This window comes from Vreelandella lutescens (assembly GCF_014640815.1).
Lineage (GTDB): Bacteria > Pseudomonadota > Gammaproteobacteria > Pseudomonadales > Halomonadaceae > Vreelandella > Vreelandella lutescens.
This window is the reverse complement of record NZ_BMHM01000007.1, coordinates 37046-49644: the sequence shown is the minus strand read 5'-3', so window position 1 is coordinate 49644 and position 12599 is coordinate 37046. Positions and strand designations below refer to the sequence as shown.

Annotated in this window: 14 protein-coding genes; 10 read left to right on the top strand and 4 right to left on the bottom strand. The window is 56.6% G+C overall.

Going from position 1 to position 12599, the window contains the following annotated elements; all coding sequences use genetic code 11:
• Positions 1 to 109: 109 nt before the first annotated feature.
• From IEW65_RS15960 to IEW65_RS15950, 3 genes are all read right to left on the bottom strand, one after another.
• Positions 110 to 973 carry an AraC family transcriptional regulator gene (locus IEW65_RS15960; protein ID WP_188640447.1) on the bottom strand — a complete coding sequence of 288 codons (864 nt, stop codon included), beginning with the start codon at positions 971 to 973 and terminating at the stop codon, positions 110 to 112.
• A 27-nt stretch (positions 974 to 1000) separates the two neighbouring features.
• Positions 1001 to 1360, bottom strand: coding sequence for a hypothetical protein (locus IEW65_RS15955; protein ID WP_188640446.1), 360 nt, complete (start codon positions 1358 to 1360; stop codon positions 1001 to 1003).
• A 262-nt stretch (positions 1361 to 1622) separates the two neighbouring features.
• Positions 1623 to 2030: a CBS domain-containing protein gene (locus tag IEW65_RS15950; RefSeq protein ID WP_188640445.1), complete on the bottom strand. Its 408-nt coding sequence runs from the start codon at positions 2028 to 2030 to the stop codon at positions 1623 to 1625.
• 145 nt (positions 2031 to 2175) lie between these two features.
• Between IEW65_RS15950 and IEW65_RS15945 the strand changes: the two genes are divergently transcribed.
• The 8 genes from IEW65_RS15945 (at position 2176) to IEW65_RS15910 (ending at position 8496) form a co-directional block, all read left to right on the top strand.
• Entirely contained in the window at positions 2176 to 2745 is a 570-nt protein-coding gene (locus IEW65_RS15945) for a YqaE/Pmp3 family membrane protein (protein WP_188640444.1), read from the top strand.
• Between the two features lie 86 nt (positions 2746 to 2831).
• Positions 2832 to 3701 carry a carboxylate/amino acid/amine transporter gene (locus IEW65_RS15940; RefSeq protein WP_188640443.1) on the top strand — a complete coding sequence of 290 codons (870 nt, stop codon included), beginning with the start codon at positions 2832 to 2834 and terminating at the stop codon, positions 3699 to 3701.
• Between the two features lie 112 nt (positions 3702 to 3813).
• A complete protein-coding gene (locus tag IEW65_RS15935; protein WP_188640442.1) occupies positions 3814 to 4746 on the top strand; it encodes an NAD(+) kinase in 933 nt (310 codons plus the stop codon).
• 1 nt (position 4747) lies between these two features.
• A complete protein-coding gene (locus IEW65_RS15930; RefSeq protein ID WP_188640441.1) occupies positions 4748 to 5734 on the top strand; it encodes a metallophosphoesterase in 987 nt (328 codons plus the stop codon).
• Between the two features lie 229 nt (positions 5735 to 5963).
• Positions 5964 to 6815 carry a rhomboid family intramembrane serine protease gene (locus IEW65_RS15925; RefSeq protein ID WP_188640440.1) on the top strand — a complete coding sequence of 284 codons (852 nt, stop codon included), beginning with the start codon at positions 5964 to 5966 and terminating at the stop codon, positions 6813 to 6815.
• Between the two features lie 41 nt (positions 6816 to 6856).
• Positions 6857 to 7141, top strand: a complete 285-nt coding sequence (locus IEW65_RS15920; RefSeq protein ID WP_188640439.1) for a YeaC family protein — start codon at positions 6857 to 6859, stop codon at positions 7139 to 7141.
• Positions 7125 to 7988 carry a DUF2797 domain-containing protein gene (locus IEW65_RS15915; RefSeq protein WP_188640438.1) on the top strand — a complete coding sequence of 288 codons (864 nt, stop codon included), beginning with the start codon at positions 7125 to 7127 and terminating at the stop codon, positions 7986 to 7988. The genes IEW65_RS15920 and IEW65_RS15915 overlap by 17 nt, the downstream gene beginning before the upstream one ends.
• Positions 7989 to 8070: 82 nt before the next feature.
• Positions 8071 to 8496: a CopD family protein gene (locus tag IEW65_RS15910; RefSeq protein ID WP_039179477.1), complete on the top strand. Its 426-nt coding sequence runs from the start codon at positions 8071 to 8073 to the stop codon at positions 8494 to 8496.
• A gap of 21 nt (positions 8497 to 8517) precedes the next feature.
• Here the strand turns inward: IEW65_RS15910 and IEW65_RS15905 are convergent, their stop codons facing one another.
• A complete protein-coding gene (locus IEW65_RS15905; RefSeq protein ID WP_188640437.1) occupies positions 8518 to 8976 on the bottom strand; it encodes a DUF2231 domain-containing protein in 459 nt (152 codons plus the stop codon).
• A gap of 37 nt (positions 8977 to 9013) precedes the next feature.
• Here IEW65_RS15905 and coxB point away from each other — a divergent pair, with 37 nt between their 5' ends.
• Together coxB and ctaD are read left to right on the top strand one after the other, a co-directional pair.
• Positions 9014 to 10075, top strand: coding sequence for a cytochrome c oxidase subunit II (coxB, locus tag IEW65_RS15900; RefSeq protein WP_188640436.1), 1062 nt, complete (start codon positions 9014 to 9016; stop codon positions 10073 to 10075).
• On the top strand, positions 10072 to 12597 hold the full coding sequence (gene ctaD, locus IEW65_RS15895; RefSeq protein ID WP_188640435.1) for a cytochrome c oxidase subunit I: 2526 nt from the start codon (positions 10072 to 10074) through the stop codon (positions 12595 to 12597). The genes coxB and ctaD overlap by 4 nt, the downstream gene beginning before the upstream one ends.
• Positions 12598 to 12599 lie beyond the last annotated feature (2 nt).

Genomic DNA, 12599 nt, shown 5'->3' with positions numbered 1-12599 from the left:
CGTGTCAATTTCACGGCAAGCTATTGCTAATTACGACTTTAGTAGAGTTAAGAAGGCACCGCTAGCGGCAAACGGGAAGACTTTTTTACGTATCTTCGTTAGCGCGGCACTATTGAGATGAGAGCACGCCAGCACCCACGGGGGATGTGGCCGAGGATAACGCCGTTGAATGAGGCGTTGAACGACTGTTGGCATCTAACGAGGGGGTCACAAAGCCTTGGCGAAGCTGACGCGGTGAAGCCCCGTAACTGCGGCGAAATGCGTGAGACAGCGCGCTCTGATTGGCAAACCCGGTTTGAATCGCAATATCGGTCAGCGGTAAGCGGCTCTGCATCACTAGTTGGCGCGCTGCGTGCAGCCGTTGCCTGCGCACATACTGCCAGGGCGAGAGCCCGGTTTGCGCTCTAAAGCGTTCAGAAAAGTGTGCTTCACTTAGGCAAGCAAGCTTGGCTAGGTCCGCCACGCGCAGCTCATCGGCTAAGTGGCGGCGGATGAAGCGATCAATTTGAGTCAGGTCGATACGCCGTTGGGCTGTGCATCCTGATGCGCCCAAGCGCGCTTTTAATGAGCCTAATAGCGTGGCTGCTAAACGGTCTTGTTGGAAAGACGTCGTCGAGTTGTCAAATCCGCGGGCCAGTTCGCTTTCGACAAACGTCAAGTAGTGGCGTAGCGGGCTGTCTAAAGCAAAGAAACGCGGCGCATCAAAGAGTGCGACCAACTCCCGATGTTCACCCGTTAGGGCCGGAGCATCTTCTGGAAGGTCTAAAATAAGCTGGCGGTTATGACCATTTCCAGAGTAGTAGTGCTCATGGTTGGCTGGCACGATGCAGCCAGAAAAGGCGTTCACCCGGCCTCCAAGCCCCTCAATTTCAAACTCAGAAGAGCCACAGAGCGTAATCACAATTTGATGAAAATCATGGGAGTGATGCTTGGTAGCGCTTTCCAAGGGGATTTGACGAATAGTGCTTGGCATAGGGTTCTCCTCGTCGCTGCTGCTCTGTCAGCGCTGACGAAGCGCTGTGTGGGCCGCTAGATGGTCGCGCAGTGCTTTTAACTCTGCATAACCCTCTTGGTTGAGTAGCGGCTTGCCTTGAGCAATCTGCCAGCGTCGCCCATGAGTATCCATAAGATGCGAGGCACGACGGCGGACGTTGTCTAAATACTCATCATGACGAATAGGGTAGCCAATCAGTGTGTTCCACTCCGTCTCGCTGACCTTACTCTCCAGGGCTTTATCAAACAGCGAAATCAGATCCTTGGGTTCCGTGCGGTAGCGCGGTGTTCCTGCGCTCATGAGCACTAACAGCACGGCTCCCATTACCAGCACACAGACGCCAAACACCAGTAAGTAAAGTGCCATGTAAAGCTCCCAGCCGCATCAGGTTAGACGCCCGTTTACACGTCTATTGGAGAGTGGCTGTCTAGTATACGCCTGAGCCCGCAAAGACGAAAATTTTAACCTTTTGCGAACTTTTTCTGTGCGGAGTGTCTGAGAGTGTACAGGCAACATCGCGATAGCAGTCGCTAATAGTGTTGTTCTGGCTATTGTTTTCGATCCCTTGCTTCCGCTGCTTTTTCAAGCAGCGGTTTTTTTTGCCCGTGTGTTGAGCAGGTAAAGGGGGTTAATGGCGGCGGATGGTGAGCAGTGCTATCAAAATATCGCGCCGGGTGACGATACCCACCAGGCGCTGCTGTTCTACGACAGGGTAAATTTTGGGCTTAGCCCCCAGCATTTCTTGGGCCAAATCGGTAATGCTCTTATTAGGGGACGTTGTCAGGACATCTTGACGCATCAGCTCTCTGACGAGCGGTGCTTCGTCGTCATGATAGATGCTGTCCAGCACGCGACCCAAGACATCTTGTTCAGAGATAAAGCCAATTAAGCGGTCAGCCATATCCACCACTGGCGCACCCGGTAATCGGTGTAGGGCGAGCCCTTGCGCAAGGGTAGTGATGGATGTTTCTCCAGAAACACGGTAGCAGTCGCGGGACATAATATCGCGCACGGTATCCGGGATTTTTTTATTCATTGGAGCGCTCCTTAGCATGGTCGACAGGCCACAGCCGATTCTCTTACTGTAGGTGATTTAACTGACCCTGCTCTGCCCCCATACTGACGTTATTCAACGCTTTTCTGCTTTTTTAAACTCGCCTCAAACGTTGAGAGGAACCGTAATGGACGCTCGTGAATATTTAAATCGTAAAGGCGTGGGCATAGAACGAGACCCTGACAGGCCGAATACGCTAGAAGAGAAAGCCTGGGAGCGTGCTCGTGGCTCTGGTCATCAACGCCCTAAATCAGGAACACCCCACGATTGGGAAGATTGGGAACGCCACCACGATGACTTGGCAGAGGGCGCAGAGACCCTAGAGCAAAAAATAGACAAAGAAGCCCATCGCAAGGCGCTAGAGCGCGAAAAAGCCCAGGCTGCCCAGGCGAAGGCTGCCGTTGAACACTATACGCCACCGCCAATACAGGCTGACACCGCAGTGAATGCTGCAGAAGCAGAAGAAGTAACAGCCGTAGAAGACAAGACACCGTCATCTTCAAGGGCAGCTACAGAGCTTGCGGCAGAACCCGACACGCTTAAGCTCGCTTATCGCGCATTGGCCGTATTGCTGCCGCCTTTAGCGGTGGGCTTAACCGAAGGCGGTGCTCAGCGCGTGCTCATCAGTGCTGTATTAACGCTAATCGGCTGGTTACCCGGCGTTATTTACGCGTTCATTTGGCTGAAAAAACGCTAAAGGCCATCGGAGACGTTTGGCCCATTGGCAGAGGGCGTTAAAGGCGTATAATTCCCGTCAACTATCTTATTTCCTGAGGTTTACTGATGGGCTACTTGGTCGGCGTCACGGCGCTCTGGGCGTTCTCCTTCTCTTTAATTGGTGTTTATTTGGCGGGGCAGGTAGACAGTTACTTTGCCGTGCTGGTGCGCGTTACGTTAGCGATGCTAGTGTTTCTGCCTTTTTTACGTCCAAGCCTGCTGCGCGGGAAGCAGCGGCTGGCATTGATGGCACTGGGTGCGATTCAGTTAGGCGTCATGTACACCTTCTTTTATCACTCGTTTTTACTGCTCTCTGTGCCGGAAGTGCTGCTATTTACCATCTTTACACCCGTGTATATCGCGCTGCTTGATGACCTGATGTTTAAACGTTTCACGCCTATTTATCTTATCACCGCCATTTTGGCGGTGATTGGTGCTGGGGTGATTCGCTATGACGGGATTGATAGCGGCTTTTGGTTAGGCTTTATGGTCGTGCAGGGCGCTAACCTGTGCTTTGCCATCGGCCAAGTCGGCTACCGGCGTCTCGCGGCAGACCTACCGCCCACCTTGGCATGGCATAGTGTTTTTGGCTGGTTCTTTATTGGTGCCATGCTGGTGGCGTTGCCCGCGTTCTTGCTGTTTGGTAACAGCGCTGCGTTACCCTCCACGTCGGTGCAGTGGGGCGTGCTTGCGTGGCTGGGGCTGGTCGCCTCCGGCGTGGGTTATTTCGCCTGGAACCAAGGAGCGACTAAGGTGGATGCGGGCACCTTGGCCATTATGAATAATGCGCTGGTGCCAGCGGGTTTGGTGGTGAACCTAGTGATTTGGAACCGCGATGCGGATATAGGGAAACTCCTGCTGGGGGCGGCCATTATGGGCGCGTCGCTTTGGTTGAACCATTGGTGGCTGCAACGCCGTAAGGCGGCGGTCGCCTAAGTTAAGCCGCTGATTTTTACCGGCGCGTTAGGCTCAGCTCTACCGCGCCGGGTGATTTGCTCGATACCGCCTTCCTCTCCATAATGTGGGCTAACGCTAGCGAGAGTCGCCCATGTCTAACAATTCATCGCCAGGCTCCACCTCCGGCAGCCTTCGTCAACCAGCCAAGCCTTTCAAGACGATTGGCTTGATTGGCCGCTTAGGCAGCGACAAAGTTGTCGACTCGCTCAAACGATTGGTTCGTTATTTAACGGAACATGACTACAAGGTCCTCATTGAAGACCGCACCGCCACTGCGCTGCCCCAGCACGGATTGCCTGAAGCAAGTCGCCGAATGCTAGGCGAACTGTGTGATTTGGTGATTGTGGTGGGAGGGGATGGCAGCCTGTTAGGTGCTGCTCGTACGCTATGCCGCAGCGGTACGCTTATTTTAGGCGTTAACCGTGGGCGGCTGGGGTTTTTGACCGATATCTCTCCTGATGAACTAGAGACCCGGGTCGGTGAAGTATTGGCCGGGGAGTTTGAGGTTGAAGAGCGCTTTTTGCTAGATGCAGTGCTTTATCGCAATGGGGTCGCCGTAGGCAGTGGCGATGCGCTGAACGAAGTCGTTGTGCATCCTGGTAAAGCGGTGCGCATGATTGAGTTTGAGCTGTTTATAGATGGGCAGTTTGTCTATAGCCAGCGCAGCGATGGGCTAATTGTGGCCACCCCCACCGGCTCCACGGCCTATGCGCTCTCTGGTGGTGGGCCGATTATGCACCCTAAGCTGGATGTAGTGACGCTGGTGCCCATGTTCCCGCATACGCTCTCTAGTCGCCCCATTGTGATTGATGCGGCCAGCGAAATACGTATTCATATCGGCGAAACCAACCAGACCTACCCTCATATTAGTTGTGATGGACAAACCCGAGCGGTCGCTAAACCAGATGATGTGCTCGTCATTACCCGTAAGCCGGAGCGCGTTCAGCTTGTGCACCCTATAGGGCACAACTTCTACGATGTGCTGCGCAGTAAACTCGGCTGGAGCCATCGGCTAGGGGATTGATATGGAGGGGTATGATTTAATTGGTGATATTCATGGCTGCGGCGCTACTTTAGCCGCGCTGCTGGAAAAATTAGGCTATCACCAGCGAGGAGGTGTTTATCGCCACCCGCGACGCAAAGTGATTTTTTTAGGCGACCTGATTGATCGCGGGCCGCGTATTCGCTTAGCCGTCACCATCGCACGGCGTATGGTGGAGGCGGGCGAAGCGCATATTGTGATGGGTAACCACGAGTATAATGCGCTGGCCTATACCCATCCTGCGCCCGCTGGCAGTGGAAAGCGCTGGCTGCGAGAACATACACCACGCCACAACCGCATTATTCAAGATACGCTCGATCAGTACCGTGACCATACCAACGAGTGGGAAGATACGCTGGCCTGGTTTAAGACTATCCCACTCTTTTTAGAGCTGGACGGCATTCGAGTGGTACATGCCTGCTGGGATGATGCGCTGATAGGACAGCTCAAACAGCGTGCGCCAACTGCGCAGATGGATAATCAGTTTTTGGTGGAATCCACCGATCCCACCTCCGAAGCCTATCGAATCCTTGATCGACTCACTCGGGGCCCCCACATCCCGTTACCGAAAGGTGTGGCCATTCACTCTGGAGATGGCTTTACGCGGCAAAGCTTTCGTGCCCATTTTTGGTCAGCGAACCCGCAACAGTGGGGCGATGTTGTCTTTCAGCCGGATAACCTACCCGGTGATTTAGAAACGCGCCCACTCACGGACGTTGAGCGTCAGCGGCTTAGTTATTACGGCCCGGAGCAGCCACCGCTATTTATTGGCCACTACTGGTGCGAAGGAATTCCTGCCCTGCCCGCCGTTAATATTGCTTGTTTGGATTATAGCGCCGTTAAGTTTGGCCGCTTAGTGGCTTACCGTTGGAGTGGAGAGGCTCAGCTTAACGCCGATCATTTCGTCTGGATTCAAGTACCTAAAGAGGAGCGCGCGCTTCCAAAGCCGTGGGAAATTGACTTTGACTAAATGCGTTTCGATAAAATTACATATGGTTACATAATTTTTGCAAAACTGCTGAACTAACCCTGTTGCCGGCTATCAGAGTAAGTGTTCCCTTGAATGATCCCTTGCTTTTATCCGGCGGCCCCCTCCGCCGGATTTTTTTGTTTATCCGTTGGCAAAACGGCGCTTACGCGCACTACCACGTGGTGCGATATAACGTGGCGCACCCAAACTTGGATAAAAGGGAGATGCCATGCATCCAGTCATGCTCTTGCCCACGGGCGCAGATACGCAGTCACTGCGCAAAGCATTATGGCACTACCGCATTGGCCACCGGATCACTGACGAAACGGACGGCCAGCTGCTCTGGGTGGCCGACCCTCGTCAGCATGACGAATTACGTGCTTTGGTTGGCCGCTGGGAGCGCGGTGAGCCATTGATTCTCGATGAAGCTAGGCCCCAACGGCCTCGCGCAAGCCACAGCCTTGCTGCCAACCTACGCCGAGTGCCAGTGACGGCGCTCATGATAGTGATTAGTGTGGGTGTGTTTGCGTTAACCGGTGTTTTTGGTGATCTGTTAATCGTGGCACTGACCATCGTGCCGGTGGGGATTGCTGGCGGCCAGTTGGTGTATGGCTCGCTGGCAGACACCGTGATGGGAGGGCAGGTGTGGCGGCTGTTATCGCCTGCATTTCTACATTTCGGTTGGATGCACCTGATCTTCAACCTGATGTGGGTGTGGTACTTCGGGCAGCAAATCGAGCTGCGTCAAGGCAGTAAAATGATGCTGCTGCTACTTTTGGTGGCCGGTATTGGCGCGAACGTTGCTCAATATGTTACTGGCACGGTGCTATTTGGTGGTATGTCTGGCGTAGTGTATGCGCTGTTAGCGCACGTGTGGCTGATGTCGCGTCGCGCCCCGCAGAGCGGCTTCTTTGTGCCACAAATGCTGGTGATTTTTATGCTGGGGTGGATGGTCTTCACCATGACCGATATTGCTGGCACGGTCGGATTTGGCAATGTTGCTAACGAAGCCCACTTGGGCGGGCTGCTCGTGGGGCTTGCCACAGGCTGGTATTATTCTTCCAAACGCCGCAAAGCCTAATGCCACTAATTGAAAAGCAGCCAACGTGAGAGGTGCTAACCGTGAGCGATATGACCTTCGATAAAATGATCAATCAGATGACGCCTGCCATTTACGAAAGCCTGAAGCAGGCAGTCTCGCTGCGTAAATGGCCCGATGGCCGACGCCTAACGCCGGAGCAAACCGAGCTGTGCTTAGAAGCGGTCATGCGCTATGAAGCCGAGAACAATGTGCCTGAAGAGAGCCGCGTCGGATATTTAGAGCGGCGCACCTGTGGGGCCGGTGCAACGGGAGCTGGCGTTAGCCCTGAAATGGCGGGCCTGGCCCGGGATGCGACGCGTGACTGATTTGTTTTCGCCAACGTTAACCCCGGTGAAAGGTTGTCTGCAAAAAATGGCGACAGCGCTGCCCAGCCGCCAAGAGGGTCAGGTGGTTTACCATCTGCGCGCCGGCGAGCATCGGGTGGAGCTGAATGCACGTATTGGCTCACCGATGCGCCTCTTATGGAGCGGTGCCATTGCCTGCACACACTGTGGGCGGGCAACCAAAAAGAGCTTTGCGCAAGGCTATTGCTACCCGTGTTTTAAGCGCTTGGCTCAGTGCGATACCTGCATCATGAAGCCTGAGACGTGCCACTACTACCAAGGCACCTGCCGCGAGCCAGAGTGGGGAGAAACCCACTGTTTTCAGCCCCATATCGTCTATCTTGCCAACTCTTCGGGGCTGAAGGTGGGCATCACCCGCAAAACGCAGATGCCTACCCGCTGGTTGGACCAGGGCGCTATTCAGGCGTTGCCCATTCTGGAGGTCAATACGCGGCAGCAGTCAGGCATGGTCGAAATGTTGTTCAAGGAGCAGGTCGCCGACCGCACCAACTGGCGGGCCATGCTGAAAGGCGATGTGGCCACACTGGACCTCTGTGCTGAGCGCGACCGTCTATTGAGCGCACTGGCCGATGGGCTGGCGCAGCTGCGCCAGGTGCACGGTGAGGATGCCATTCGTGAACTGGATGAAACGCCTCACCACTTCCACTACCCAGTAGAGACGTTTCCACGCAAAGTGGTGTCGCACAATTTTGATAAGCAACCACAGGTAGAGGGTATCTTGCAGGGCGTGAAAGGGCAGTACTTGATACTGGATACCGGCGTGATAAATCTTCGTAAATTCACGGGTTACGAGATTATCGTTAGCTAAACGCCTAGCCAGAGTGGCCAGTGTTGTCTAAGGTTAACGGAGTTATTTCTCCCCCTGCCCAATGCAACGCAAGGAAGCCGCAATGCCCTGGCTAAAATTGCTTCATATTGCCGCACTGGTTATCTGGTGCGGTTCGCTGCTTTACTTACCTGCGCTGCTGAGTCACGCCCTTCAGCTGCGCAAGGACGCTGGTTTTGCGCAGGGTTCACCGCCCATGCCGCGCTACTTCTACAACTCCGTTGCCACCCCTGCCGCGCTACTGGCCATTGCGTCGGGCACGCTACTGTTTCTGCTCCACGGGCTAATGGGTGGCTGGCTGATCTTCAAGCTGGCCGCGGTGGTGGCTATGGTGGCCGCTCACGGCTGTTTTGGCTGGCTGATTCTGCGTCTGGAAATGGGCATCTATCGCGGTGTGAAACCCGCCAACCTGCTGGCGTTGCTGCTGGCAGTGGCGGGTATTCTGGCCGTGCTGGGCTTCGTGCTGGCCAAACCACTTGATTGGAGTTAGCCGATGCCCATGCGCAGGTGGTTAGTCGACATCCACGCCCACGGCGTGCTCGTAAACCAGTTGGCCGCCCAGCCAGCCGGCCAGCGCAATCAACCCCCCCGTAAGCAGCGATACCGCCAACCCCCAGGGCAGGATTGCTTCGGGTTCGTTGAAGCGCAGCAGCCAGTTGAACGACGCCAGCGAAAGCATCACCACCGCCACGATGGCGTGGCTCCAACCGGTAATCAGGCGTCGTATGCGCGACACCGTCACCAGATCGATGATGCCGGCTATCGAGGCGATCCAGCCGCCAAAGGCGCCGACGCCCGCCAGCCACAGGCCGCTGCGTATCCAGAAGGGGTCCTCGGTATACCAGTAGGCAAAGTCGCTTGCTACCAGGGCCATCAGGGCAGCAACAGGGAAGTGAATCATCACGGGGTGCAGCGGGTGGCCAGCCAAAGAGGCTCGGCTTTTGATCGAACGTTGGGGAGTTGGCGCCATGGTCACTTCCTGTGGGCAGACTAAAGGGAAACAGCAGATGAGGGAACGTAACAGCAATATAGCCTCGCCCAACATTCAACGCGCAACGGGTCGGCGGGTCAACCGAATAGCCGTTTTGGCGGTGCTGGGGCTGGCCTTGTTGACCGCCGGCTGTGCGGGCGATAAGTCCATTCTAGACCCCGCTGGGCAAGCTGCACGAGATGTTGCCTTGATTTGGTGGATCATGTTGACCTTCAGTGCCGTGGTGCTGACGGTGCTCACGGGGCTTTGGCTGTTTGCCTTCAGGCCCAGGGACGTCACCCGCACGCCTTCTCAGGAGCGGCGGGTGGCTCGCCACTGGATTCTGGGGGGCGGTATCCTGCTGCCCGTGGTCAGCATCGTGGCGCTGCTCGCCTTTGGTGTGCCTGCCGGTCAGCGCATGCTGGCCATTGGCGAACCCGGCGAGGTGATCGAAGTCATCGGCCATCAGTGGTGGTTCGAAGTGCGCTATCCCAATGCCGAAGGCGGCGAGGTAGTCACCGCCAACCATCTGGTGATGCCGGTCGGCGAGCCAGTGGATTTCCACGTCACCAGCGCCGATGTCATCCATGGGTTCTGGATTCCGCGCCTGGGTGGCAAGGTTGACATGATTCCCGGCCGGGAAAACCGCATTCGTCTGCAGGCAGACATTCCCGCCGTCTTTGGTGCCCAGTGCGCCGAGCTGTGTGGCGTGGCGCATGCCCATATGCATCTATTCGTCGAAGCCTTGCCCCGGGAAGAGTATGACGCCTGGCTGGCCGAGCGGCAGCGAGACGCTCTGGCAACAATGGCGACGGCCAATGCTACCGATGACGAGGCGCGCAGCGCGTTCATGACCCACTGTGCCAGCTGCCATTCGGTGGCCGGGGTCAGTGATGGCACGCTGGGGCCCGACCTTTCCGACGTGGGCAGCCGAGCAACGCTGGGCGCTGGCGTGATGGCCATGGACGATGGCGCCATCAGCCAATGGCTGCACCATCATCAGACGTTGAAGCCCGGTAACCTGATGCCGTCCCACGCTGATATCGACACGGACACCCTGGACAGCCTGGGTGCTTGGTTGGAGACCTTGAACCCATGAGTAGCGTTAGCCAAAAAGCCATTGAGCAGGACCCGCAGCAGTTGCATGAAGACCTGCACGATATTTGGGGTAATCCCAAAGGGTGGAAGGCACTGACTATCGTCAACCATACGACGCTGGGCCTGCGCTTCATGATCACCGGGATGGTGTTTTTCCTGATCGGCGGCATCCTGGCCATGCTGGTGCGTACCCAGCTGGCCATGCCCGATCAGGACTTCATGTCGCCGGATATCTACAATCAGGTCACGACCATGCATGGCACGGTCATGATGTTCCTGTTCGCCATTCCCATGCTGGAGGGGTTGGCGATCTACATGATCCCCAAGATGATCGGCGCACGGGACCTAGTGTGCCCCCGGCTCACCTCGCTGGGCTACTGGTGTTACCTGTTTGGCGGCATCATTCTGACCTCCAGCCTTATTCTGGAAATGGCTCCTTCCAGTGGCTGGTTCATGTATACGCCGCTCAGTAGCAGTGAGTTCTCCCCTGACCTTGGCCCTGATTTCTGGCTGTTGGGTATTACTTTCGTGGAAATCTCGGCACTTTCTGCCGGGGTGGAAATCGTCGTCTCTATCTTGCGCACACGTACACAGGGCATGGCGCTGCATAAAATGCCGCTGTTTGCTTGGTACATCCTCGCCATGGCGCTGATGATCGTGGTGGGCTTCCCGCCGCTGATTCTGGCCAGTGTCATGCTGGAGCTGGAGCGCGCCGTCGGCATGCCGTTTTTTGAAGTCGCTGGCGGAGGTGACCCGATCCTATGGCAGCATTTGTTCTGGCTGTTCGGGCACCCTGAGGTCTACATCATTTTCCTGCCTGCGGCGGGGATCATCTCGACGCTGATTCCTGTCTTTGCCGGAAGGCCCATCGTGGGCTATGGCTGGGTAGTCTTTGCCATTATTGTCACGGGGTTCATCAGCTTCGGCCTGTGGGTTCACCACATGTTCACGGTGGGCATTCCCCAGCTGGCGCAGGCCTTCTTCTCGGCGGCCAGTATGCTGGTGGCGGTGCCCACGGCCATTCAGGTGTTCGTGTGGCTGGCCACGCTATGGCTGGGCAAGCCTAAAATGAAGCTGCCCATGTTGTGGGTGCTGGGCTTTCTGATCATCTTTGTCTGCGGTGGTTTAACCGGCGTCATGCTGGCGCTGGTGCCGTTCAACTGGCAGGTTCACGATACCCACTTCGTGGTGGCGCACATGCACTACGTGCTGGTGGGGGGCATGTTCTTCCCGCTGATTGCCGGGCTCTACTATTGGCTGCCGCTGTTTTCCGGACGCATGCCCTCTGAGAATTTGGGCCGCTGGGGTTTTTGGCTGACATTTTTGGGCTTCAACGGCACCTTCTTGATCATGCACTGGACCGGGCTTCTGGGGATGCCGCGCCGCGTCTACACCTACGACACCGGCATGGGCTGGGATATCTATAACCTGCTTTCGTCGGTCAGCAGTTTTGTCATGTCTGCAGGTATTGCCATGGTGCTGCTGGATATTGCGTTACATTTCCGCTTTGGCAAACCCGCCAAGCAGAACCCCTGGAACGCCGATACGCTGGAGTGGGCCAACACCATGCCACCCAGTGCTTACAACTTCGTCAGCCTGCCCAAGATCGAAACCCGTCACCCCTTGTGGGATGACCCGAACCTACCTGTCACCATGGCGGAAGGGAAGCACTCGCTGGCGGTCGCCACCCACGGGCGGCGTGAGATGTGGGGCACCGACCCTATCTCCGGCAAGGTGCGTGAAATCATTCACCTGCCGGGTAACTCCTGGTGGCCTCTGTTTGCTGCCATGGCGCTGGCGGTGGTGTGTATCAGCCTGCTGGTGCGGGTCTATGCGCTGGCCGGTGTCTTCGTGCTGATTGCCGGGGTGTTCCTGCTGCGCTGGTCCTGGGAGAACGGCGCGCACCCTAAGGCCGCGCCGGATGCCAATGTGTCGCCCGGTGACCCGCCGCTGCACTCTCGCACCATGGATGGCCCGGGTGTGTGGGCCATGGGCACTTTTTTGATTGCCAACGGCTCGTTCTTTCTTTCTTACCTGTTCGGCTGGTTCTACCTGTGGACCGTCTCCCCGGAGTGGAGCATGCCTGACGTGTCGCCGCTCTCGCTGTCGGGCCTTGTGGCCGCAGGCTTGGCCATCACGGCAGGCTATATGGTGATGGTTAAGCTGATCCGTGGGCTGCGCCGCCAGCAGGATGCCGGGCTTGCCAGCGGCTTTTATCTAGCCGGTACGCTGGGGGCCGTGCAGGTCGCCCTGACCACCTGGGTGATGCTGGCCGCCGATTTGGCCCCCACCGAGACCACCCACGATGCCGTGCTGCTGTTGGGTCTGATTTATGCCCTGTTCCACGGCGGGCTTGCGGTCGTACTGACGGTCATGCAGGCGCTGCGGGTGCGCTATGGCTACGTGGGCGCCCATGCGCCGTTCGAACCTGCTGTGGTGGTACAGCTGTGGCGCTACAACGCCGTGGTCTTCTGGATCCTGGTGGGCTCGCTCGCTGTGTTGCCCCGCGTGATAGGAGGTTAATG

What these genes read in the sequence shown, in the direction of transcription:
- IEW65_RS15960 (WP_188640447.1), bottom strand. Translation starts at nt 973, where the DNA reads ATGCCAAGCACTATTCGTCAAATCCCCTTGGAAAGCGCTACCAAGCAT.
- IEW65_RS15955 (WP_188640446.1), bottom strand. Translation starts at nt 1,360, where the DNA reads ATGGCACTTTACTTACTGGTGTTTGGCGTCTGTGTGCTGGTAATGGGA.
- IEW65_RS15950 (WP_188640445.1), bottom strand. Translation starts at nt 2,030, where the DNA reads ATGAATAAAAAAATCCCGGATACCGTGCGCGATATTATGTCCCGCGAC.
- IEW65_RS15945 (WP_188640444.1), top strand. Translation starts at nt 2,176, where the DNA reads ATGGACGCTCGTGAATATTTAAATCGTAAAGGCGTGGGCATAGAACGA.
- IEW65_RS15940 (WP_188640443.1), top strand. Translation starts at nt 2,832, where the DNA reads ATGGGCTACTTGGTCGGCGTCACGGCGCTCTGGGCGTTCTCCTTCTCT.
- IEW65_RS15935 (WP_188640442.1), top strand. Translation starts at nt 3,814, where the DNA reads ATGTCTAACAATTCATCGCCAGGCTCCACCTCCGGCAGCCTTCGTCAA.
- IEW65_RS15930 (WP_188640441.1), top strand. Translation starts at nt 4,748, where the DNA reads ATGGAGGGGTATGATTTAATTGGTGATATTCATGGCTGCGGCGCTACT.
- IEW65_RS15925 (WP_188640440.1), top strand. Translation starts at nt 5,964, where the DNA reads ATGCATCCAGTCATGCTCTTGCCCACGGGCGCAGATACGCAGTCACTG.
- IEW65_RS15915 (WP_188640438.1), top strand. Translation starts at nt 7,125, where the DNA reads ATGCGACGCGTGACTGATTTGTTTTCGCCAACGTTAACCCCGGTGAAA.
- IEW65_RS15910 (WP_039179477.1), top strand. Translation starts at nt 8,071, where the DNA reads ATGCCCTGGCTAAAATTGCTTCATATTGCCGCACTGGTTATCTGGTGC.
- IEW65_RS15905 (WP_188640437.1), bottom strand. Translation starts at nt 8,976, where the DNA reads ATGGCGCCAACTCCCCAACGTTCGATCAAAAGCCGAGCCTCTTTGGCT.
- coxB (WP_188640436.1), top strand. Translation starts at nt 9,014, where the DNA reads ATGAGGGAACGTAACAGCAATATAGCCTCGCCCAACATTCAACGCGCA.
- ctaD (WP_188640435.1), top strand. Translation starts at nt 10,072, where the DNA reads ATGAGTAGCGTTAGCCAAAAAGCCATTGAGCAGGACCCGCAGCAGTTG.